Below are 23,377 nucleotides of genomic sequence, written 5' to 3'. Positions count from 1 at the left end.
TTCCCCTTGTTACAAATCGGCCAGACCGATGCGACGGTAAACCTCGGGCAGTGCCTCTGGTCGGGTGTCACCGATCTTGACGGCTGCCTGCACCATGCGGGCGGCCTCGGCAAATTGAGCTTCTGTCTGAGCGTGGATCAGCGCGAGCGGCTTGTCAGCCTCGACGCTCTGCCCCAGGCGGATAAAGTCGGTCAGACCGACCGCATAATCGAGTTTGTCCCCGGCGGCGCGGCGACCACCGCCCATGGCGACCACGGCCAGACCCAGTTCGCGGGTATCCATGGCGGTCACGAAACCGCTCTGCGTCGCATACACGGGGCGCACTATGCCGGCCTTGGGCAGGTAAGCGTCGTAACGCTCCATGAAGTCCGCCGGACCACCGAGGCCGGTCACCATGCGACCGAAGATCTCGGCGGCCTTGCCGTTGTCCAGCACTGCCTGCAGCTTGGCACGGGCGTCTTGCTCGTCGCTCGCAAGCTTGGCGGAGATCAGCATCTCGGCACAGAGCGCCATGGTCACTTCGTGGATGCGCGGGTTGCGGTACTCACCGGTCAGGTAGCGAACCGCCTCGCGCACTTCCACCGCGTTGCCGGCGCTGGAGGCCAGCACCTGGTTCATGTCGGTCAGCAGCGCAGAGGTGCGGCAGCCGGCACCGTTGGCCACGGCCACTATGCTCTTGGCCAGTTCTTCGGAGGCCTCGAAGGTCGGCATAAAGGCGCCGGAGCCCACTTTCACATCCATCACCAGCGCTTCGAGCCCGGAGGCGAGCTTCTTGGAGAGGATGGAGCCGGTGATCATGGCGATGGATTCGACGGTAGCGGTGATGTCCCGTACCGCATAGATACGCTTGTCGGCCGGGGCCAGATCGCCGGTCTGGCCTATGATGGCCACGCCCGCCTCTTTCACCACCTTCAGGAAGCGATCGTTGTCGACCGAGGTCTGGTAGCCGGGAATGGCGTCCAGCTTGTCCAGGGTGCCGCCGGTGTGGCCCAGGCCACGGCCGGAGATCATGGGCACGAAGCCGCCGCAGGCGGCGACCATGGGGCCCAGCATCAGGGAGACCACATCACCCACGCCACCGGTGGAGTGCTTGTCGACTATGGGGCCACCCAGGTTCAGGTGATCCCAGGTCAGCACCATGCCGGAGTCGCGCATGGCGCAGGTCAGGGCGACCCGCTCATCCATGGTCATGTCCTTGAAGTAGACCGCCATGGCCAGGGCCGCGATCTGCCCTTCGCCTATGCTGTTGTTGGTAATGCCCTGGACGAAGAATTGAATCTCTTGGGTACTGAGCGCTTCACCGTTGCGCTTCTTGCGAATAATTTCTTGAGGCAAAAACATCTTTCATTCCCTCCGTGCGCCTTGCACGAACACAGACCGAACAGGATCCGAAGAGGGGGCGGCAGGCCGCCCCCTGTCACCGCTTAGTAACCGCTGGTATTGGCCGGCTTGTCGCCGTGGCCCAGGGTCGCCAGCAGGCTGGCCAGCAGGCTGGAGGCGCCGAAGCGGAAGGTGCGCGGAGAGACCCAGTCCTTGCCCAGGATCTCTTCGGCCATGGCCAGGTACTGACCGGCAACGGCTGCGTCTTTCACGCCACCAGCAGGCTTGAAGCCCACCTTCGGGTTCTTGGCCTTGATCACTTCCATCATGATGCGGGCCGCTTCCGGGGTCGCATTGACCGGCACCTTGCCGGTGGAGGTCTTGATGAAGTCGGCACCGGCATCGATGGAGATCTCGGAGGCACGACGGATCAGCGCCTCTTCTTTCAGCTCACCGGTCTCGATGATCACCTTCAGCAGCGCCTTGTCGCCACAGGCTTCCTTACAAGCTTTGACCAGGCTGAAGCCGACCTGTTCATTGCTGGCCATGAAGGCGCGGTAGGGGAACACCACGTCCACTTCATCGGCACCGTAGGCGACGGCGGCGCGGGTCTCGGCCACGGCGATCTCGATGTCGTCGTTGCCGTGAGGGAAGTTGGTCACGGTGGCGATGCGCACGTCGGCGGCGCCGATCTCACGCAGGGTCTTGCGAGCAATAGGGATGAAACGGGGATAGATGCAGACGGCGGCGGTGAGGCCGGCCGGAGACTTGGCCTTGCGGCACAGGTCGATGACCTTCTGATCGGTGTCGTCATCGTTCAGGGTGGTCAGGTCCATCAGGTTCAGGGCGCGTTGGGCGGCCAGTTTCAGATCAGTCATGCTATGTCTCCAAAGTCTCGATAAGTCCCCTCAGCCGCGATCCGCCGCCACCGAACACACAGGATCGGCAAACGAAGATCCCAGGCGAAAGGGATATGGAATTACAGCGCAAATGCACAGGCAATACGGCTGCAAATAAGGCAAGAGCCCTGTCACTTTCTTACAAAAGTGCGGACTTGGTTCCATGAAGACTTGAGAAAGGCCGACAACCGCAGACCCGACTTCCCAATCAATTCCATTTGACCGCCAACACCCACCTCATGTGGGCATTAGTCAATGCCAGCACCCTGCTGGCATCGCCTATTTCAGCCGAGATACCCCGTGTTTGCAAGCCGGATTTGCCAATTTCAGAGGTACCTCACACCCGGCAAATCCAGCACTGGAAGGTGCTTAAGAGAAGAAGCGGGTCAGGATCCAGGAGTAGGCAATCCCCCCCAGATAGACCCCCACAATCCCCATTACCCCGGACAGTACGGGAGGTGCCGGGATCGGCAACTTGAGGAAAGAAAACAACACGCCAACGATAAAGCCGGCAGCAATCGCCAGTAGCACTTCATTCATAAAACCTCCGATTTGACTCATTTTATTATTAGTCTAGAAAGGAAAACGGTTGTCACCGCCCCAAACGAGAACGCCACAGCTTTTCGCTGTGGCGCTCGTTTTAACTTGTCTGTCAGACAAGCATTACATGGCTGTCAGTGCCAGGAAGAAGCCTGCGATGGTGGCAGACATCAGGTTGGACAGAGAGCCGGCCAGCACGGCCTTCAGGCCGAAGCGCGCTATGGTGCCGCGACGGTTCGGTGCCATGGAGCCCAGACCACCCAGCAGGATGGCAACGGAGGACAGGTTGGCGAAACCGCACAGGGCGAAGGAGATGATGGCCTTGGTGTGATCGGACATGGCCACGCCGTTGATCAGCACTTCATCCTTCAGGTAGGGGGCGAAGTTCAGGTAAGCCACGAACTCGTTCACCACCAGCTTCTGACCGATGAAGGAACCGGCCACCACGGCTTCGCTCCAGGGCACACCGATCAGGAAGGCCAGCGGGGAGAACAGCCAGCCCAGCAGCAGCTCCAGGGAGAGCTCAGGCATGCCGAACCAGCCACCCACGCCGGAGAAGATGCCGTTGATCATGGCGATGAGGCCGATGAAGGCCAGCAGCATGGCACCCACGTTCAGGGCCAGTTGCAGACCGGCGGAGGCACCGGCAGCGGCGGCGTCGATCACGTTGGCAGGCTTGTCGTCCAGCTCGCCATCGGCGGAGTTCTCGTCGTAGCTCGGGGTCTCGGTTTCCGGTACCAGCAGCTTGGCGAACAGCAGACCACCCGGGGCAGCCATGAAGGAGGCGGCGATCAGGTATTCCATCTTGACGCCCATGGAGGCGTAACCGGCCAGCACGGAGCCGGCAACGGAGGCCAGGCCACCACACATGACGGCGAACAGCTCGGAGTCGGTCATCTTGGAGATGAAGGGACGTACCACCAGCGGGGCTTCAGTCTGGCCGACGAAGATGTTGGCAGTGGCAGACAGGGATTCGGTACGGGAGGTACCCAGCACCTTCTGCAGACCACCACCCAGCAGCTTGATTACCCACTGCATGATGCCGAGGTAATAAAGAACCGCGATCAGGGAAGAGAAGAAGATGATGACGGGCAGCACACGGAAGGCGAAGATGAAACCACCGCCACCGAACACTTCGAACATCTTGTTGCTGACCAGACCACCGAACAGGAATTCGATACCGTTCTGACCATAACCGATGACGCTGGAGACGGCATCGGACACGCTCACCAGAATATCCCGGCCAACCGGGACATACAGCACGAAGGCACCCAGACCTGCCTGAATGGCGAAGGCACCGCCCACGGTACGAATTTTGATTGCCTTGCGATTGCTGGAGAACAGCACCGCGATAAGGATGAGCGTCGCCATCCCTACCAGACCCATTATCAGATTCATTATTAACACTTCCTCTTTAGTAGCACCTGCCAGCTTGTTAACGTTTTGTGTATGAAAGCCGCTAATCAAGGGTGCGCATTATACTAATTACGGTGCGACAAAATAGAATACTGGTCACATTTTATAAGCCTGAAATGGGCTGAACGTCGTTTAATTAGACCGCAAACGATTTTTATGGGTCCTGTTTTTTATCACACCGGCATCGGGCGTTAATCGGCTGTTAAATTTGTGGTCGACCGCGGGAAAAGCCGCAGAGTGGATTCATGTAACACCGAAATAACATCCGCCAGCGGCTGCTGCCGTAATTGCGCCAACAGCCGGGCTATGGTCGGCAGGCTGGCCGGGGTATTGATCTCCCCCTGGCGCCCCTGCAGCGGCATGTCGGGGGCGTCGGTTTCCAGCAGCAGGGCCTCCAGCGGCATGGCACGGATCGCCTCCCGGGTCTTGTTGGCCCGCTCATAGCTGATGACCCCTCCGATCCCCAGCCTGAAACCCAGCTGCCAGAACGCCTCGGCCTGATGCAGGGAGCCGCTGAAGGCGTGGATCACGCCCCCCCTCTCCGGTTTGAAGCGCCGCAGGATCTTGGCGACAGTGTCGTTGGCCCGCACCGAGTGGACTATGAGAGGCAGATCATGGGCCATGGCCAACCTCACTTGCGCCTCGAACAGCTCAAGCTGCCCCTCCTGGGGCACCTGGGTGCGCAAGTCCAGCCCGCATTCGCCGATGGCCACCAGCCCCCGGGGCTTGCCCGCCAGCAGGGCCTCCAGCCTTGCCAGCGCCCCCTCCGTCTGGACCCCCACATACCAGGGATGCACCCCCAGACCATAACGAATGTCATGATGACGCTCGGCCAACGCCATCACCCGTCCCCAGTTTTCCTCTCCCACGGCGGGGATGATATACTCGCCCACCCCCAGCTGGCGCCACTGGGCCAGCAATGCCTCCCGATCGGTATCGAAGACCGGAAAATCGAGGTGGCAGTGGGTGTCTATCAGTTCCATATCGCGCTTACCTGTTCGTCGTACTCAATGGGTTGATTCCATGCCAAAACACCTTTCCCACGGCTTTACCCTGCTAGAACTGGTGCTGGTCATCGTGGTGCTGGCCATACTGGCTGTCACCGCCCTGCCCCGCTTCATCAACATCCAGGACGATGCGCTCAAGAGCAGCGTCTCGGCGACCGCGGGCAGTTTTGCCAGCGCCGTGCAACTCGCCCATGCGGGCTGGGCGGTCAAGGTGAAGGGGGAGCCGCTGGCACTCTATAACTTTAGCGGCATGGGCAGGCAGGATCTCGACATCAACCACTATGGCTGGCCAGTAGGGACCGATGAAAATCGACCAGGTATGGGGATTGACACCATTTTCCCTGGCGGAAAAAGCAATGAAATATCTGTCAACAGCAGAGCAGACTGCGAGCTTCTCTTCACCGGACTACTCGATACAGAACAAACAGTGGCGGATGAAGATAAAACAGGTGCCGAACCAGATTATATTTCGCAACTCATCCCTGCATACGATCAAACAGAGGCTGGAGGCCTAGAACACAGCAACTGCAGCTATACCCTGCGCGACTCCATCGGCCGCTTCCCCGCTTATCCGGACGGGTTGGGATTTGAGTACAACAGCGTTAACGGGGCCGTGACGCGCAATTTTCAGTGAGGCCAGCCTCGCCCCTGTCTGACGTCCTCATCATGTCGCACCGGCGCGCAGCAGCGCCGGTTCTCGGGCACCAGGCCCCACTCCTGACACCAGGCATCGTAGCGAGCCAGCCAACGCAGCAACATCCCCTTCATGGGCCCTCCCCGTCTCTATTATTCTCCCGATACAGCCTGCCTCAATCGCGCGCGCCGGACCAGCCTCACGGGCCCAGCGGCGTCATGGGGCCATGAACGGCAACAGCAGCCCCATGCTGATCTCGTCGACATAGCCCTCGTCCATCCGATACGCCTGCCGCCGCAGCCCCTCATCCCGGAAACCGCACTTGCGATAAAGTGAATGAGCCACCTCGTTATGGGCCATCACCCCCAGCTCCAGTCTGCTGATGCCGCAATCCGGCGCGCTCGCGATCAGGGTACGCAGCAGCCGCTCGCCCCAGCCCTGGCCGCGCGCACTCGACCGCAATCCCATCACCACCAGGGCGCAGTGGCGGTTGCGCGCCAGGCCGCCTCCGATGAGCACGGCAAACCCCTGCACCTCTCCGGCCAGCACCAGCAGCCACATTCGCTGGTTGGCCGTCCCCTGCATGGCGGCCAGGCGCTGGCGCTGCCCCTCGATATTTGAGGGGCGCTCCCCCGCCTCATAGAGCATGAAGCGGGTCTCCCGATCCAGTTGTCCAAAGAAGTGATCCAGCGCCGCCGCATCCTCCACGTCCGCCAAACGAATCATCACCCTGCTCTCCCTGCCTGGTTGTCATGCCGGTCCACGGCCATAAAAAAACGACTCCAACGGGAGTCGTTTTATCAGAGCCATCTGGCTAATGCCATGCCCTCATGGCGCAGCAGCCTGCTCAGTCTTTCGCTGGCAGGCTCAGGCGGGCAACGGCTTCCACGTGCATGGAGTGCGGGAACATGTCCACTGGCTGCACCTCGTCCAGCACGAAGCCCTGCTTGACCAGCCAGGCGAGATCCCGGGCCAGGGTCTGGGGGTTGCAGGAGACATAGACCAGGCGGCGCGGTGCCATGGCGACCAGGGTCTGCAGCACCGCCTTGTCACAGCCCTTGCGGGGCGGATCCAGCACCACCACATCGGCGGTCACGCCCTGGGCGTGCAGCTCGGGCATCAATTGCTCGGCCTTGCCCACGTGGAATTCGGTGTGCTCTATGCCGTTCAGGGCGGCGTTGCGGCGGGCATCGTTGATGGCGCTCTCCACCGACTCGATGCCCACCACCTTGGCGGCCTTGCCAGCCAGGAACAGGGAGATGGTGCCGATGCCGCAATAGATGTCGAACACAGTCTCGTTGCCGGTCAGCTCGCTGTATTCCAGCGCCTTGGAGTAGAGCACATCGGTCTGGCTCGGGTTGTTCTGGAAGAAGGAGAGGGGCGAGATCTCGAACGCGAGCTCGTGGATCTTGTCGCGGATCACCCCTTCCCCCAGTAGCACGCGGTTGCTCGTTCCCAGGATGCGGTTGGTGCGCTCGTCATTGATGTTCTGCACCAGCGTGGTGATGGGCAGATCGCTCAGGGCCGCCAGCAGTTCGGCCTCGAAGGGCAGCGCCTCGCCCAGGGTCACCAGCACCACCATCAGCTCGCCGCTCTTGAAGCCCTTGCGGGTCATCAGGTTGCGCACGCAGCCGGTGTGGGCCACCTCGTCATAGGCGGCGATGTCGTGCGCGCGCATCCAGCCACGCACCCGGGCATTGAGCTCCACATGCAGGGAGTCCTGCACCGCGCAGTCGTCGGCGGTGATGAGATCGTGGGAGTGCTTGCGGTAGAAGCCTATTTCGGCGCCGGCCTCGCTGCCACGCACGGCGTACTGCGCCTTGTTGCGGTAGGCGAACGGGCTGTCCATGCCGAGGATGCGGTTGACCTGGGTCTCACCCAGGCCGACCTGCTCCAGCGCGCTCTGCACCAGGGATTGTTTCAGCTTGAGCTGGGCCGGATAGGCCAGCGGGCGCACCTGGCAGCCGCCGCACTCTGTGTTGGGGCAGAAATCGGGAACCCTGTCGGCGGACGGCTGGGTCAGCTCGACCAGCTTGCCGTGCAGATAGTTCGGCTTGACCTCGGTCAACTCGACCAGCGCCTGCTCACCGGGCAGCAGACCCTCGACAAACAGGGGGCGATCGAACAGGCGACCCTTGCCATCCCCCTTGTCGGTCAGTTCCTGAATATCGATCTGATGTTGGTGTCCCACTAACGGCATGAGCGGCTCCGAAGGCATAGAAGAAAGGGTGGAAGCAGGGCTGACCCGGCTACCCCAAATAAAGGGTGGCAGAGTTTAGCGGAGATCCGGCCAAATTGCAGGCATAAAACATCCCTTGAAGGAAATAACAACGGGCAGGATCAGGGAACTCTGGATAGGCGGCGCCTCATGGGTCGCCATAAAAAAACCGCCGGACAAGGCCGGCGGCAGGTGGTCAACGGTAGCCTGAGGGGATCACAGGCTGTAGGCTTTCTCCCCATGGCTGGTGACATCCAGCCCTTCCCGCTCGGCATCTTCCTTGACCCGCAGGCCAATCAGCAGATCCACCAGCTTGTAGGCCACGGCGGAGACCAGGGCAGTCCATGCCACCGTCACCAGCACACCTATGACCTGGATCTTCACCTGGGTCAGGATGGAGTAGCCCTCGGCCACCTGATTGGTCACATAGTCCCACACCCCGGTGCCACCCAGATCCGGGCTGGCGAACACCCCGGTCAGCACGGCCCCCAGGATGCCGCACACTCCGTGCAGGCCGAACACGTCCAGGCTGTCATCGGCCCCCAGCAGGCGCTTGAGGCCATGCACGCCCCACAGACCGGCCACACCGCTCAGCAGACCTATGATGAGGGCACCACCGACACCGACGAAACCGGCGGCGGGAGTGATGGCCACCAGACCAGCTACCGCACCGGACACGGCACCCAGCAGGGAAGGACGACCCTTCATCACCCATTCGGCCAAGGTCCAGGAGAGCGCGGCACCCGCCGGCGCCAGCCAGGTGTTGAGGAAGGCCAGGGCGGCCGTGCCGTTGGCTTCCAGCGCGGAGCCGGCGTTGAAGCCGAACCAGCCGAACCAGAGCAGGGCGGCCCCTATCATGGTCATGGTCAGGCTGTGGGGGGCCATGGGATCACGACCGTAGCCAACCCGCTTGCCGACCATGAAGGCACCGACCAGACCGGCGACCGCCGCGTTGATGTGCACCACAGTGCCGCCGGCGAAATCGAGGGCGCCGTGCTGGAACAGATAGCCTGCGGTGGCACCGGCCGCCTCGGCGGCGGCGGCATCCGTGTAGGCATCCGGACCGGCCCAGTACCACACCATGTGCGCCATCGGAATGTAGGCGAAGGTGAACCAGATCACGGCGAACAGCAGCACGGCAGAGAACTTCATCCGCTCGGCGAAGGCACCGACGATGAGCCCGCAGGTGATGGCGGCAAAGGCCCCCTGGAACACCACATAGATGAACTCGCTGATCCCCACCCCCTTGCTGAAGGTGGCGGCGATCGATTCAGGCGTCACCCCGACCAGCAGCAGCTTGTCGAAGGAACCGTAGAAGGCCCCGCCCTCGGTGAAGGTCAGCGAATAGCCGTAGATGACCCAGAGCACTGTGATCAGGCAGAACAGGGTGAACACCTGCATCAGCACGCTCAGCATGTTCTTGGCGCGCACCAGGCCACCGTAGAACAGGGCCAACCCCGGGATGGACATCAGGATCACCAGGGCGGACGCCAGCATCAGCCAGGTGTTGTCCCCCTTGTTGATGGTCACGGTCGCGGCAGCCTGCACCACCTCGGCCTGCGCGGCCACTTCTTCAGCCCAACCAGGGGCAGCCATGGTGGCGCTCAGCGCCAGCAGGCCAGTCATTACGAGTCTATTGAACATACAGCCCTCTCCTTGTCGTCCCGGCGCCCGGCCGGGTCCATTTCCTGATATGAATGTCAAACTTGGCCACTTGCACGCATCGTCACATCCAGCTTGCCCACCCCCTCGGGCATGACTCGGCGGGCTCTTCATGGCGACCTGGCTTATCTAAAGCATAAAGCAGGCCAAAAAATATAATCCTTTACTTTCAATGGATTGACTTTAATCTCACGATTTCATGCACCATATTGGCGCATCCTGCCCACTATCAGTAAGGGGGGCGCACTTCGGCTGTGCAGCGCCGGGCAACTGCACCAAGATGGCACCTGGGCATGCCAAACGGGGGGGATCCCGGGGCAATGGGGGCCCGGCTGACCCGTTTTGCCCTCGAGATCATTTATTGAACAAATGAAAGATGCGTTTGCATTAAATAATCAAATGATGACAGAGGGGGGGAGCTCACCCATCCGAGGGGAAGGAGGGGATCACAGAGGGGGATGCAGCGCCTGATCTGGCCTGCGCCCGATCTTCCGGGCCATACTGGCGCAACCAGGTTTGCCCTGTCACCCGAACGAGGAACCCATGCCCAATCTCACCGTGACCGAAATCAAGGCATTCGTGCCTGCCCGCGACTTCAGCCTCTCCAGGCAGTTCTATCAGGATCTCGGGTTCACCCTGGCCTCCGACGGCGACGGGGTGGCCTACTTCCATTTCGGGGAGGTGAGCTTCCTGCTGCAAGACCATTACCACGAGGCGCTGGCCGAGCACTTCATGATGCATATCCTGGTGGAGGACCTGGCCGCCTGGCGGGCCCAGGTGGAAGCGAGCCAGGTCGTCAGTCGCTACGGCGTCAGGGTGACCGAGATCGCCACCCAGCCCTGGCGCATGAAGGAGTTCTGCCTGTACGACCCCTCCGGCGTGCTGTGGCACATCGCACAAAATATCGACTGAAGGGCCGCGAGCGCAGAAAAACAAAAGGCCATCCGCGAGGATGGCCTTTTGTCATGGAATCTGATGGTGCCCGGGGTCGGACTCGAACCGACACGTCTTGCAACGGCGGATTTTGAATCCGCTGCGTCTACCGATTTCGCCACCCGGGCAACTGCGAGGGATTATACGAATGGCGTTTTGGCATGCAAGGTGTTTTTCTTGCGCGGCCACCGTTTGCTCAATTATTCAACGCCTTGCCGATGTTCGGCCAGTTACATAGAATGCCCGCATCATATTAATGGAATAATCATCATGGCCAAGCGCAAGACCCCCTCCTCTCTCCAGCCTCCCCCCCAGCACCAGCACCCTTCGGCCGGCCTGCTGCGGCGCCTGGGTGCCCTGCTCTATGACTACCTGGTGGTCATCGCCTTGCTGATCATCGCCGGCTTCATCGGCATGGGGGTAGCCTACCTGCTGCTGGCCACCGGGATGGCAACAGTCCCCGAGGGCAAGGATGCGGCCTGGCTGCTGACCAGCCCCCTCTACAGCGCCTGGCTCGCCCTGGTGATCTGCGGCTTCTACACCTGGTTCTGGACCCGTGCCGGCCAGACCATAGGCATGCGTGCCTGGCGCCTGCGCATCCAGAATCTGGACGGTAGCAACATTCGCATCACCCAGGCCCTGATCCGGCTCGCGACCTCGGCCTTCGGCCTCGGCAACCTGATGTGCGTGTTCAATCGCGAGCGGCCCCGCGCCTTCCAGGACATCTGGGCCGAGTGTGAAGTGGTGGTGCTGAGCAAGCAGGAGAACCTGGAGCAGCTGAACAAGTGACCCAGTGAGTACGAGATGAGAAACAAGAAGGGCACCCACTGGGTGCCCTTCTTGTTGGCCAATACAGGCCGCTACTGCTTGCGGCTCAGGATGTAGAAGGAGATGCCGCCAAACAGCAGGCTGGGGGCTATGGCCGCAAGGATGGGGGGCACCGCCGCACTTCTCATTCTCTCGCTACTGCTTGCGGCTCAGGATATAGAAGGAGATGCCGCCAAACAGCAGGCTGGGGGCTATGGCCGCCAGCATAGGGTTGGCACCGCCGCACTTCTCCTTCTCTCTCTACTGCTTGCGACTCAGGATGTAGAAGGAGATGCCGCCAAACAGCAGGTTGGGGGCTATGGCCGCCAGCATAGGGCTGGCACCGCCGCACTTCTCATTCTCTTGCTACTGCTTGCGGCTTAGGATGTAGAAGGAGATGCCGCCAAACAGCAGGCTGGGGGCTATGGCCGCAAGGATGGGTGGCACCGCATACACCAGGCTGACGGGGCCGAATACCCGGTCGCTCACATAGACGGCGAAGCCGGTCATGATCCCCATCAGCATCCGGGCCCCCATGCTCACCGAGCGCAGCGGGCCGAAGATGAAGGAAGAGGCGAGCAAAATCATGGCCACCACGGAGAGCGGTGACAGCAGCTTGCGCCACATCTCCAGCTTGTAGCGCCCGGCATCCTGCTTGTTGGCATCCAGATAGCCGATGTAGTCCCGCAGCCCCGAGATGGGCAGGTTCTCGGGGTCTATGCTCACCACCCCCAGCTGTTTGGGGGTCAGCTCGGACTGCCACGCCATCTCGGCATGTTTCTCGTCAAGGATCTGCTTGGGATCGTCGAAACGGGTGATGTGCACCTGCTTGAGCAGCCAGTGATGCTGCTCGAACACCCCCTCCTGCGCCTGGACCACGTCGATCAGGTTGCGAGACGGGGTGAAACGATACAGGGTGATGCCGGTCAGGGCGCCGTCGTTGCGCACCCCGTTGATGTTGACGAAGTTGTTGCCATCCCGCGCCCAGACCCCGTAGGCCGAGACGGTCAGCCGCCCTTCCGACATGGCGCCCGCCTTGATGTCATCCGCCATCCGCTTGGCGGCCGGGGCCACGTATTCGCCCATCAGGCCTACCAGCAGCATCAGGGGAATAGCCGTCTTGAGCGCCGCCATGACGATGCTGATCTTGGAGCGGCCCGATGCCTGCATCACCACCAGCTCCGAGCTGGTCGCCAGCTGGCCGAGGCCAATGAGGCCCCCCAGCAAGGCCGCCAGGGGGAAGAAGAGCACCGCCTCCTTGGGCATGGAGAGCAGCACGAAGTAGAGGGCATTGAGCATGTCGTAGTTGCCTTCCCCCACGGCCCTGAGCTGCTCCACATACTTGATGAGCGCCGCCAGCCCGACCAGGGTCAGTTCACACAGCAGGATCGACATGAAGATGACCCGACCGATGTATCTATCGAGAATGCCGAACATCAGCCGAGACCCCTATCTTGTAGCTTCATGCTGATTTCTCCTGCAATGCGGTGCACCAGAACGGCATCAAAAATGACCCGACTGTCATGTCTATCGAGAATGCCGAACATCAGCAGAAACTCCTATGTTGCAGCATCATGCTGACTTGCCTTTGAAAAAGTGGCCCTTGACCCCGTTCCACCAGCTGGTGCCCTGCAGGTTGAGCGGCACCCCGATCAGCAGCAGATAAATCAGCGGCACCAGGAACATGCCGGGCCAGTGGGGCAGACGCCCGCTGTCGATGGCCGAACGAGCGGCACTGAGCAGCAGGAAATAGGAGAGATAGAGCAGTATGGCCGGCAGCAGCTTGGCATAACGCCCCTGGCGGGGGTTGACCCGGGCCAGCGGCACCACCAGGAAGGTGAGCACCAGGATGGAGAAGGGCAGCGACAGGCGCCACTGCAACTCGGCCATCAGCTGGTTGCTCTGGGTGCCGAGCAACTCCAGGGTCGGCTTGGCCGCCGCCTTGCGATTGGATCGCTCCATCTCCTGCTGACGGATCACCAGGCTGTATTCGCTGAACTCGGAGACCTGGAACTGCTTGCCGGTGAACTGGCCCTCGTAGCGGGAGCCATCCTTCAGGGTCAGCCACTGCAAGCCGTTGCTGTCGGCCGTCACCTGTCCCTCGTTGGCCACCACCACTGAAGGGGGAGAGCCCCCTTCGGCGCGCTGCAGCACGAAGATCTTCTGCAGCTCGGAGCCCTTGTCGTTCAGATCCTGGATGTAGGCCACCAGGCGCCCCTTGTCGAGCTCCATGAAACGACCGGCCTGCAGGAAGGAGATACCCGGATCGGCCTTGAACTCGTCGATCACCTGGTACTCGCGCTCCTTGGCCTGGGGAGCAATCCAGCCGGTGTTGAAGGCCGCCACGGCGGCCGTCAGCAGGGCCAGCAGCATGGCGCTGCCCATCACGAAGCGGTGGCTGAAGCCCACCGCATGCATCACCGTCATCTCGCTTTCCGCATACAAACGACCGTGAGCAAACAGAATGGCTAAAAACAGACTGATAGGCAGCATCAACAGGGCCATATTCGGCAGGTTGAGCAGCAGCAGGGTGGAAACCAGGCGCGTCGGCACCTCGCCATCGGCGGCGTCGCCAATGATCTGGATAAATTGCTGGCTGACGAAGATAAGCAGCAGTACGAACAGCACCGCTAGCTGGGTTTTCAGGGTCTCCCTGAACAAATATCGGAAAACGATCACAGTCATTCCCAAGTAAACTTGTGTTTTTAGTCGAATGCCTGAAAAATAGGGCCCTATATTGGATTTTTACCAGTTTGAACTGCGGAGCCTGTGGCTGTTCGCTCCGCCTCTGATACCCCAACAAGCACCGCATTATTCAATAAATGGTGCCTTTTGTCTTTAGGATGTAGGAGATTCCATGGAGTTCAGTGTAAAGAGTGGCAGTCCTGAGAAGCAACGCAGCGCCTGCGTCGTGGTCGGCGTTTTTGAGCCTCGCCGCCTCTCTCCGGTTGCCGAACAGCTGGACAAGATCAGCGACGGCTACCTCAGCTCGCTGCTGCGCCGCGGCGATCTGGAAGGCAAACCAGGCCAGATGCTGTTGCTGCATCAAGTACCGGGCGTGCTCAGCGAGCGCGTACTGCTGGTCGGTTGCGGCAAGGAGCGGGAACTCGACGAACGCCAGTACAAGCAGATCATCAACAAGACCATCACCACCCTGAACGAGACCGGGTCCATGGAAGCCGTCTGCTTCCTGACCGAGCTGCACGTCAAGGGCCGAGATACCTACTGGAAGGTGCGCCAGGCGGTGGAAACCACCAAGGCGGGCCTCTACAGCTTCGATCAGTTCAAGACCAACAAGGCCGAGCCGCGCCGCCCGTTGCGCAAGCTGGTATTCAACGTGCCGACGCGTCGGGAACTGACCATAGGCGAGCGCGCCATCACCCACGGCCTGGCCGTGGCCAAAGGGGTGCGCATCTGCCGCGACGTGGCGAACATGCCGCCCAACGTCTGCAATCCGGCCTACCTCGCCTCCCAGGCCCGCCGTCTGGCGGATGCCTATGACAACATCACCACCAAGGTGATAGGCGAGCAGGAGATGGCCGAACTCGGCATGAACTCCTACCTGGCGGTGGCCCGCGGCTCCGAGAACGAAGCCATGATGGCCATCATAGAGTACAAGGGCAACGCCGATGCCAAGCCCATAGTGCTGGTGGGCAAGGGGCTGACCTTCGACTCCGGCGGCATCTCCATCAAGCCGGCAGACGGCATGGACGAGATGAAGTACGACATGGGTGGCGCCGCCTCCGTACTCGGCACCATGCACGCCCTGGCCCAGTTGCAGCTGCCCATCAACGTCATCGGCGTGCTGGCGGGCTGCGAGAACATGCCGGGCGGCAACGCCTATCGCCCGGGTGACATCCTCACCACCATGTCCGGCCAGACCGTCGAGGTGCTCAATACCGACGCGGAAGGTCGCCTGGTGCTGTGCGATGCCCTCACCTATGTGGATCGCTATGATCCCGAAACCGTGATCGACGTGGCGACCCTGACCGGCGCTTGCATCATAGCCCTGGGTCACCACACCTCGGGTCTGCTGGCGAACCACAACCCACTGGCCCACGAGCTGCTCAACGCCTCCGAGCAGGCCGGCGATCGCGCCTGGCGCCTGCCGCTGTTCGACGAGTATCAGGAACAGCTGGAAAGCCCGTTCGCCGACATGGCCAACATAGGCGGCCGTCCGGCCGGCACCATCACGGCCGCCGCCTTCCTGTCGCGCTTCACCAAGAAGTACAACTGGGCCCACCTGGACATCGCAGGGACCGCCTGGAAGAGCGGCAAGGATAAAGGCTCCACCGGTCGCCCCGTGCCCCTGCTGACCCAGTTCCTGCTCAATCGAGCTGGCGTGGCAGACGTTGAGGATAAAGAGTAAAACCATCCTTGCCCGACAGTCGGTTGCCCCTGCCGAGCCAGCATTTTCCTGCTCAATCGAGCCGGCGTGGCGGATGTCGAAGACAAGGAGTAACCCCTCTCTTCGGATGCCCGCATCAGGGGAGTGGTACCACAAGGAAGAGGCCTGCCTCTTCCTTGTTTCATTGAGAGAATCCGGGAAGATCGTGCCAGGCACGGCTCCCCGCAGACGGCCAATCGCTGTCCGTCACAGCCAAACGGGACCAACCTGATGAGCCAAGTGACCTTTTACCTGATGAGTGAGCCGGACGACGCGCAGGCGTCTGCGGTCGAACGCCTCGCCTGCCAGCTGGCGGCTGATGGCTGGAGTGCCGGCCACCTCTATCTGTTTTGCAACGACGAGGCCCAGGCCCTGCGCCTGGACGAACTCTTGTGGCAACTGCCACCGGATCGTTTCGTGCCGCACCAGTTGCAGGGGGAGAGCGGCCAGGCCCCGGTGGAGATAGGCCATCAGCCGCCGAAACGGCGCTATGCCCGCCTCATCAACCTGGCCGAGCAGACACCTTTGTTTGCAGGACACTTCGCTCAAGTGGTAGATTTTGTCCCCACTGACGAAACGCAGAAGCAGCAAGCCCGCGAGCGCTACAAGCACTATCGCCAGGCGGGCCACACCCTCGAAATGAGGGATCAGCCCGTCCTTGCCGCACCGGATCCGGCGCAGCCCTGACTGCGCCACCCTCGATCCACGACGACTCAACACCAGACTCCATCCATCCAGAATACGGCGAGACCATGGAAAAGACTTTTAATCACAACGCCATCGAACAGGCGCTCTATCAGCACTGGGAAGCCCAGGGTTACTTCAAGCCCCACGGCGACACCAGCAAAGACTCCTTCTGCATCATGATCCCGCCGCCGAACGTCACCGGCAGCCTGCACATGGGTCACGCCTTCCAGCAGACCCTGATGGACACCCTGATCCGTTACAACCGCATGCAGGGCAAGAACACCCTGTGGCAGGCGGGCACAGACCACGCCGGTATCGCCACCCAGATGGTGGTTGAGCGCAAGATCGCCGCCGAAGAGGGCAAGACCCGTCACGACTACGGCCGTGATGCCTTCATCGACAAGATCTGGCAGTGGAAGGAAGAGTCCGGCGGCACCATCACCCGCCAGATGCGCCGCCTCGGCGACTCCGTGGACTGGGAGCGCGAGCGCTTCACCATGGATGAGGGCCTCTCGGCGGCCGTGCAGGAAGTCTTCGTGCGTCTCTACGAAGATGGCCTGATGTACCGCGGCAAGCGTCTGGTGAACTGGGATCCCAAGCTCAACACCGCCATCTCCGATCTGGAAGTGGAAAACCGCGAGATCAAGGGCCACATGTGGCACCTGCGCTACCCGCTGGCCAACGGCGCCAAGACCGCCGAGGGCCAGGATCACCTGATCGTCGCCACCACCCGTCCGGAAACCATGCTGGGTGACACCGCGGTCGCAGTGAACCCGGAAGACCCGCGCTACAAGGCGCTGATCGGCCAGCACATACTGCTGCCGCTGGTGAACCGTCTGATCCCCATAGTCGCCGACGAACACGCCGACATGGAGAAGGGCACCGGCTGCGTGAAGATCACCCCGGCCCACGACTTCAACGACAACGAAGTGGGCAAGCGCCACAACCTGCCGATGATCAACATCTTCACCCTGGACGCCCATGTGCGTGCCGAGGCCGAAGTGGTCGACACCAACGGCAACCCCAGCACCGCCTATGACGCCGCCCTGCCGAGCGAGTTCGCCGGCATGGAGCGCTTCACCGCCCGCAAGGCCATCGTCGCCAGGCTGGACGAGCTGGGCCTCCTGGCCGAAATCAAGGATCACGTGCTGCAACAGCCCTACGGCGATCGCGGCGGCGTGCCCATCGAGCCCATGCTGACCGACCAGTGGTACGTGCGCGTGGCACCCATGGCCAAGACCGCCATCGAGGCGGTGGAAGATGGCCGCATCCAGTTCGTGCCCAAGCAGTACGAGAACATGTACTTCTCCTGGATGCGCGACATTCAGGACTGGTGCGTCTCCCGTCAGCTGTGGTGGGGTCACCGCATCCCGGCCTGGTATGACGACGCCGGCAATGTCTACGTGGGCCGTGACGAGGCAGAAGTGCGAGCCAAGCACAGCATCCCGTCCGTGACCACACTGCGTCAGGACGAAGACGTGCTCGACACCTGGTTCAGCTCCGCCCTGTGGACCTTCTCCACCCTGGGCTGGCCGAACAACACAGAGGCGCTCAAGACCTTCCACCCGACCGACGTGCTGATGAGCGGCTTCGACATCATCTTCTTCTGGATTGCCCGGATGATCATGATGACCATGCACTTCATCAAGGACGAAAACGGCCAGCCGCAGGTCCCGTTCAAGACCGTCTACATCACCGGCCTGATCCGTGACGAAGAAGGCCAGAAGATGTCCAAGTCCAAGGGCAACGTGCTGGATCCCCTCGACATGATCGACGGCATCTCCCTGGAAGATCTGCTGGAGAAGCGCACCGGCAACATGATGCAGCCGCAGATGGCCGAGAAGATCGGCAAGCGCACCGCCAAGCAGTTCCCGGAAGGGATAGAGGCCCACGGCACCGACGCCCTGCGCTTCACCCTGGCGGCGCTGGCCAGCACAGGTCGCGACATCAACTGGGACATGAAGCGCCTGGACGGCTACAACAACTTCTGCAACAAGCTGTGGAACGCCTCCCGCTACGTGCTGATGAACACCGAAGATCAGGATTGCGGTCTGCACGGTGGCGAGATGCAGTTCAGCCTGGCGGATCGCTGGATCCAGTCCCAGCTGCAGGTGGCCATCCGTGACTTCCGTACCGCGCTCGATACCTACCGCTTCGATATCGCGGCCGGCGTCTTGTACGAATTTATCTGGAACCAGTTCTGCGACTGGTATCTGGAGCTGACCAAGCCGGTGCTGGGCAAGGGCTCAGAGGCCGAGCAGCGCGCCACCCGTCACACCCTCGTCACAGTGCTGGAGACCCTGCTGCGTCTGGCGCACCCCATCATCCCCTTCATCACCGAGACCATCTGGAAGTCGGTGGCCCCGCTGGCCGGTGTCAACGCCGACACCATAATGCTGCAGGCCTTCCCGGAATTCGATGCCGCCAAGGTAGACGATGCCGCCATGGCGGATCAGGAGTGGGTGAAGGAGTTCATCGTCGGCATCCGCAACATCCGCGCCGAGATGAACGTGGCGCCGAGCGTCGCCCTCAACGTGCTGCTCAAGTGCGATGGCAAGGATAGCCAGCGCGCCGGTGACAACGAGGCCTTCCTCAAGTCCCTGGCCCGTCTGGAGTCCATCCGCGTGCTGGCGGACGGTGAAGTCGCCCCCCTGTCGGTGAAGAAGCTGATCGGTGCCACCGAGCTGATGATCCCGATGGCGGGTCTCATCGACAAGGAGGCCGAACTGGCCCGTCTGGCCAAAGAGGTTGCCCGTCTGGTCGGTGAGTGCGGCCGTATCGAAGGCAAGCTCGGCAACGAGGCCTTCGTGGCCAAGGCGCCGGACGCCGTCATCGCCAAGGAGCGCGAGAAGCTGGAAGATTACCGTCTCCAGCTGACCAAGCTGGAAGCCCAGCAGGCCGAGATCGCGGCGCTCTAAGTGCCCATCGCCAGTCCAAAAAGCCCCCGTCTATCGGGGGCTTTTCATTTTCCGCCCCCGGATGACAAGCCCGCATATATAGTCCCGCTGCCAATCTGACGACGAGTCCGTTCAGGGCTGATGCCCTCTTGTCATGGATGGAATTGAAAAATTCACGGGCCAAATCACCTCCTTTCACAAGCGCATCGCCCGCAAATTCATTACACTGCCAGCGATCTTTTCTACCGGGAGTGCTGCTGCAGTATGGAAATATTGATCCTGCTTGGATTGATTTTGCTCAATGGCGTCTTCGCCATGTCGGAAATCGCCATCGTCACCGCACGCAAGGCCCGTCTCAGCAAGATGGCCAGCGAGGGGAGCAGCTCTGCCGCCATCGCCCTCAAGCTGGGGGAGAATCCGACCCATTTCCTCTCCGCCGTCCAGATCGGCATCACCAGCATAGGCCTGCTCAACGGCATCTACGGTGAGTCCCTGCTGGCCCAGCCCTTCGCGCAGTGGTTGCAGGAGTGGGGGCTGTCTCCCAAGAGCAGCAGCTTGCTCGCCACCGTGATTGTCGTGGTACTGGTGACCTACCTCTCCATCGTCGTGGGGGAACTGGTGCCCAAGCGCCTCGGTCAGCTCAGTGCCGAACGCATCGCCTGCCTGGTGGCCCGCCCCATGCTCTGGCTGGCGACTCTGACCCGCCCCTTCGTCTGGCTGCTGTCCGCCTCCACCCACGCCAGCCTGCGCCTGCTGCGGGTCGATCAGAACAACAGCAACAACGTCACCCAGGAGGAGATCCACGCCATGCTGGTGGAGGGCTCCGAAGCCGGCGTGATCGAAGACCACGAACACACCATGCTGCGCAATGTGTTCCGCCTCGACGAACGCAGCCTCTCCTCCCTGATGGTGCCCCGCAGCGACATCCGCTACCTGGATCTCTCCCTGCCGCTGGAGACCAACCTGCAGCGCCTGGTTGAGTATCGCCACAGCTTCTTCCCGGTCTGCGACGGCAGCCTCTCTGATCTGGTGGGCATACTCAACGTCAGCAAGGTGCTGCACGCCTACATCAAGGGGGAGCCCATCGATCTGGCGGCCCTCACCCAGGATGGCAGCCTGCTGCCGGAGACCCTCAACGGCCTGGAGCTGCTCAACCACTTCCGCGCCCACGCCGAGCACATGGTGCTGGTGGTGGATGAATACGGCGAGCTGCAGGGGCTGGTCACCCAGCAGGATCTGCTGGAGACGCTGGCGGGCGACTTCCAGCAGGAAGACGGAGAGGACAACTGGGCCTTCCAGCGTGCCGATGGCAGCTGGCTGCTCGACGGCCTGATCCCGCTGCCGGAATTGAAGGACTGTCTGGAACTGGTTCGCCTGCCGGAAGAAGAAAAACATCACTATCACACCCTCGGAGGGCTTATCATGCTGCTCCTTGGCCGCCTTCCCCAGACCGGAGACCTGGTCACCCTGGAACAGTGGCAACTGGAAATCGTGGATATGGACGGCCTGCGCATCGACAAGGTGCTTGCCATGCCTTTGACCGACCAACCCAGCTAACCTGCGGAGTTTGCATGTATGGAGCAGTTTTACCACCTGGCTCACGCCTTCATTAATCAGGATCTGGCGACCCTGTCCGACCCCAACATGGTCTTCATGGTCTACATAGTCCTGCTGACCTTCCTGGTGTTGGAAAATGGCTTCATCCCGACCGCCTTCCTGCCCGGTGACACCCTGCTGATCCTGACCGGCGTGCTCATCTATCAGGGGGTACTGCCGCTCGCTGTCGTCCCGCTGCTGATCCTGGCGACCTTCGTCGGCACCTGGCTCGGCTACATGCAGGGGCGCTTCCTCGGCCACACCCAGATGTACCACAGGCTGATGTCCCACCTGGATGAGAAGCACAAGGAGAAGGTGCACTACCTGCTCAACAAGTACGGCATCATCACCCTGATCACCGCCCGCTACATCGCCTTCGTGCGCACCGCCTATCCCTACATCGTCGGCGCCAACGAGATACCCCAGGGTCGCTTCCTGGTGGTGAACCTCATCAGCTCCATCATGTGGATCTGCCCCCTGGTCGGGCTGGGTTACTACCTGAGCCACACCAAGCTGGCCGCGCAGTATGAGTCCCAGTTCCTCAGCATCATCCTCTGCCTGCCGCTGGTGCTGCTGGTGGGCGGCTTGATAGCGCTGATCTGGCGCTGGCTGAGCAGACGCAAGGTCCATATCTCCAGGGATTGAGAGAAATCACAGGGGTCGCCGGCAGGCGGCCCTTTTTTATGGAAAATAGTGACGAATTCCTCCCTCCCGCTCTTGTAAAGCGAGGGCAAAAATGAGTGAATCTAGCGCCTTTTTTCGCTGTGGATGGAGTCGGTTGTATGGGGTGTCGGATTCGCGCAATCGCGCTGGTATGTGGATTGATAGGACTGCTCGGATCGCAGGCAGCCCTGGCGGCGCCCAACCCGGCCAAACTGCAAATCAAGTCGGGCAGTGCCCTGGTCATGGACATCAACACGGGCAAGACCCTCTATCAGAAGAACCCTGCCCAGGTGCGCCCCATCGCCTCCCTCACCAAGCTGATGACGGCACTGGTGGTGCTGGATGCCCGCCAGAACCTCAATCAGACCCTGACCATAGATCAGAACGACAGGGATAACATCAAGCACACCTACTCCCGGGTTCGTTTCGGTACCAAGGTGAGCCGTCGCGACGCCCTGCACCTGGCGCTGATGTCCTCCGAGAATCGCATGGCCTCTGCCCTCGCCCGCCACTACCCGGGTGGCCGCTCGGCCTTCATTCGCGCCATGAACAACAAGGCCAGGCAACTCGGCATGCGCAACAGCCGATTCTACGACTCCACCGGTCTGTCGACTCGCAACGTCTCCACCGCCCGGGATCTCGCCAAGCTCATCACAGCCGCCTATCGCCAGCCGCTGATCCGCCAGTTCACCCAGGACACCAACAAGGAGATGCGCTTCAGCACGCCGGCCTACAGCCTGATGTTCAACAACACCAATCCCCTGGTGAAGAACCCGGACTGGGACGTGCGCCTCTCCAAGACCGGCTACACCGACGAGGCGGGTCGCTGCCTGCTGATGCGCGCCAAACCGGACCGTCAGGAGCTCGCCATAGTGCTGCTCAACTCTGTGGGCAAACGTACCCCGATCGGCGATGCCAACCGCATTCGCAAATGGCTGAAGAGCTGAGTGAACGATTCAAGTAAAAAAGGATGCCTCGGCATCCTTTTTTGTTGCCCGTGTCCCGTCCTGAATATGGTTTACACCTTTCCCCCCAATCAATGGAGAATCCGATGGGACAAGGTGTGAAACGGACACAGCGCGATTACTCGCTGACTTTTAAACTGGCGCTGGTCGAGCAGATTGAAAAAGGCGAGCTCACCTGCCAGCAGGCACAAGCCCGATACGGCATTCAGGGCAACTCCACCGTTCTGGTATGGTTGCGTAAACATGGTCGGCAGGATTGGAGCCAGGGGGCTTCTGTGCGCGCCGGCAGGAGTATCACCATGCCTGACCCCGACAACCAGACGCCCGAACAGCGCATCAAGGAACTCGAGCAGCAGCTGGCGCTGATGAGCCAGAAGGCCCAGTTCTTTGAGGCCGTCGTCGATGTGCTGAAGAATGACTACGGCGTCTCCATCGTAAAAAAGCGACCCGGCAAGTCCTCTCGCAGCGGCAAGTCGAGAGGCTGACCATCGTCAGGGCTTGCCGGTTTCTGGGGATAAGCCGTCAGGCTTACTACAAGCGCAATCGGGTTGCAGACGTGCGCCATGCACAGGGGCTGCAGGTGGTACGTTACGTGCGTCAGGTACGGTTACGCCAGCCGCGGGTGGGCACCCGCAAGCTGCATTATCTGCTGCAGGGTCAGGATGATGGCGGGCTCAAGGTCGGGCGGGACAGGCTGTTTCAGATATTGGCCGAGCACCGCCTGCTGGTGCAGCCCAGGCGGGCGT

General features: G+C 61.4%; 20 protein-coding genes, 1 tRNA gene and 1 pseudogene. 10 read left to right on the top strand and 12 right to left on the bottom strand.

The window, feature by feature from the left end:
* Positions 1–9: 9 nt before the first annotated feature.
* From deoA to OC537_RS18195, 5 genes are all read right to left on the bottom strand, one after another.
* Positions 10–1,341, bottom strand: a complete 1,332-nt coding sequence (gene deoA, locus OC537_RS18215; RefSeq protein WP_106885032.1) for a thymidine phosphorylase — start codon at positions 1,339–1,341, stop codon at positions 10–12.
* An 83-nt stretch (positions 1,342–1,424) separates the two neighbouring features.
* Positions 1,425–2,198 carry a deoxyribose-phosphate aldolase gene (deoC, locus tag OC537_RS18210; protein WP_262113391.1) on the bottom strand — a complete coding sequence of 258 codons (774 nt, stop codon included), beginning with the start codon at positions 2,196–2,198 and terminating at the stop codon, positions 1,425–1,427.
* A gap of 390 nt (positions 2,199–2,588) precedes the next feature.
* Positions 2,589–2,759, bottom strand: coding sequence for a XapX domain-containing protein (locus OC537_RS18205; protein ID WP_005332215.1), 171 nt, complete (start codon positions 2,757–2,759; stop codon positions 2,589–2,591).
* A gap of 123 nt (positions 2,760–2,882) precedes the next feature.
* Positions 2,883–4,157: a NupC/NupG family nucleoside CNT transporter gene (locus OC537_RS18200; protein WP_106885034.1), complete on the bottom strand. Its 1,275-nt coding sequence runs from the start codon at positions 4,155–4,157 to the stop codon at positions 2,883–2,885.
* Between the two features lie 209 nt (positions 4,158–4,366).
* Positions 4,367–5,158, bottom strand: a complete 792-nt coding sequence (locus tag OC537_RS18195; RefSeq protein ID WP_262113388.1) for a TatD family hydrolase — start codon at positions 5,156–5,158, stop codon at positions 4,367–4,369.
* A 40-nt stretch (positions 5,159–5,198) separates the two neighbouring features.
* Between OC537_RS18195 and tppF the strand changes: the two genes are divergently transcribed.
* Positions 5,199–5,816: a type IVa pilus pseudopilin TppF gene (gene tppF / locus OC537_RS18190; RefSeq protein WP_262113790.1), complete on the top strand. Its 618-nt coding sequence runs from the start codon at positions 5,199–5,201 to the stop codon at positions 5,814–5,816.
* On the opposite strand, the gene OC537_RS18185 is transcribed toward tppF, so the two are convergent.
* The 4 genes from OC537_RS18185 to amt form a co-directional block, all read right to left on the bottom strand.
* A complete protein-coding gene (locus tag OC537_RS18185) occupies positions 5,810–5,950 on the bottom strand; it encodes a fructose-bisphosphate aldolase (RefSeq protein ID WP_234690142.1) in 141 nt (46 codons plus the stop codon). The two genes, tppF and OC537_RS18185, sit on opposite strands and share 7 nt — an antisense overlap.
* Before the next feature lie 82 nt (positions 5,951–6,032).
* On the bottom strand, positions 6,033–6,542 hold the full coding sequence (locus tag OC537_RS18180; RefSeq protein ID WP_262113788.1) for a GNAT family N-acetyltransferase: 510 nt from the start codon (positions 6,540–6,542) through the stop codon (positions 6,033–6,035).
* A 121-nt stretch (positions 6,543–6,663) separates the two neighbouring features.
* Positions 6,664–8,016: a 23S rRNA (uracil(1939)-C(5))-methyltransferase RlmD gene (rlmD, locus tag OC537_RS18175; RefSeq protein ID WP_262113385.1), complete on the bottom strand. Its 1,353-nt coding sequence runs from the start codon at positions 8,014–8,016 to the stop codon at positions 6,664–6,666.
* 234 nt (positions 8,017–8,250) lie between these two features.
* Positions 8,251–9,678, bottom strand: coding sequence for an ammonium transporter (amt, locus tag OC537_RS18170; protein WP_262113383.1), 1,428 nt, complete (start codon positions 9,676–9,678; stop codon positions 8,251–8,253).
* A 561-nt stretch (positions 9,679–10,239) separates the two neighbouring features.
* Between amt and OC537_RS18165 the strand changes: the two genes are divergently transcribed.
* The gene (locus tag OC537_RS18165) at positions 10,240–10,608 is read left to right on the top strand and encodes a VOC family protein (RefSeq protein WP_262113381.1); all 369 of its coding nucleotides are present in this window, start codon (positions 10,240–10,242) and stop codon (positions 10,606–10,608) included.
* A 64-nt stretch (positions 10,609–10,672) separates the two neighbouring features.
* On the opposite strand, the gene OC537_RS18160 is transcribed toward OC537_RS18165, so the two are convergent.
* Positions 10,673–10,757, bottom strand: a tRNA-Leu gene (locus OC537_RS18160).
* Positions 10,758–10,899: 142 nt separating this feature from the next.
* Here OC537_RS18160 and OC537_RS18155 point away from each other — a divergent pair.
* Positions 10,900–11,418, top strand: coding sequence for an RDD family protein (locus OC537_RS18155; RefSeq protein ID WP_162520007.1), 519 nt, complete (start codon positions 10,900–10,902; stop codon positions 11,416–11,418).
* Between the two features lie 384 nt (positions 11,419–11,802).
* Here OC537_RS18155 and lptG read toward each other — a convergent pair whose 3' ends face one another.
* Positions 11,803–12,873 (bottom strand): LPS export ABC transporter permease LptG, encoded by a 1,071-nt coding sequence (lptG, locus tag OC537_RS18150; protein WP_106885041.1) that lies wholly within the window; start codon positions 12,871–12,873, stop codon positions 11,803–11,805.
* A gap of 135 nt (positions 12,874–13,008) precedes the next feature.
* Complete coding sequence (gene lptF / locus OC537_RS18145) at positions 13,009–14,121, bottom strand: LPS export ABC transporter permease LptF (RefSeq protein WP_163147984.1); 1,113 nt, start codon at positions 14,119–14,121, stop codon at positions 13,009–13,011.
* Positions 14,122–14,293: 172 nt separating this feature from the next.
* Here lptF and pepA point away from each other — a divergent pair, with 172 nt between their 5' ends.
* The 7 genes and pseudogenes from pepA to OC537_RS18110 form a co-directional block, all read left to right on the top strand.
* Positions 14,294–15,805 (top strand): leucyl aminopeptidase, encoded by a 1,512-nt coding sequence (gene pepA / locus OC537_RS18140; RefSeq protein WP_041206455.1) that lies wholly within the window; start codon positions 14,294–14,296, stop codon positions 15,803–15,805.
* A gap of 249 nt (positions 15,806–16,054) precedes the next feature.
* Positions 16,055–16,510, top strand: a complete 456-nt coding sequence (locus OC537_RS18135) for a DNA polymerase III subunit chi (protein ID WP_025325629.1) — start codon at positions 16,055–16,057, stop codon at positions 16,508–16,510.
* Between the two features lie 65 nt (positions 16,511–16,575).
* Entirely contained in the window at positions 16,576–19,428 is a 2,853-nt protein-coding gene (locus tag OC537_RS18130; protein WP_262113373.1) for a valine--tRNA ligase, read from the top strand.
* Between the two features lie 243 nt (positions 19,429–19,671).
* Positions 19,672–20,964 carry a hemolysin family protein gene (locus OC537_RS18125; protein WP_262113371.1) on the top strand — a complete coding sequence of 431 codons (1,293 nt, stop codon included), beginning with the start codon at positions 19,672–19,674 and terminating at the stop codon, positions 20,962–20,964.
* An 18-nt stretch (positions 20,965–20,982) separates the two neighbouring features.
* On the top strand, positions 20,983–21,648 hold the full coding sequence (locus OC537_RS18120) for a DedA family protein (RefSeq protein ID WP_234690196.1): 666 nt from the start codon (positions 20,983–20,985) through the stop codon (positions 21,646–21,648).
* Between the two features lie 137 nt (positions 21,649–21,785).
* Positions 21,786–22,613 (top strand): D-alanyl-D-alanine endopeptidase, encoded by an 828-nt coding sequence (gene pbpG / locus OC537_RS18115; RefSeq protein WP_106885045.1) that lies wholly within the window; start codon positions 21,786–21,788, stop codon positions 22,611–22,613.
* A 104-nt stretch (positions 22,614–22,717) separates the two neighbouring features.
* Positions 22,718–23,377, top strand: a pseudogene (locus OC537_RS18110) (IS3 family transposase); the annotation flags it as partial.

It is taken from the genome of Aeromonas sp. Marseille-Q5825, assembly GCF_946892685.1.
GTDB classification, from domain to species: Bacteria; Pseudomonadota; Gammaproteobacteria; order Enterobacterales; family Aeromonadaceae; genus Aeromonas; species Aeromonas rivipollensis.
The sequence above is the reverse complement of the archived record's forward strand: the minus strand, read 5'-3'. Positions and strand labels throughout refer to the sequence as shown.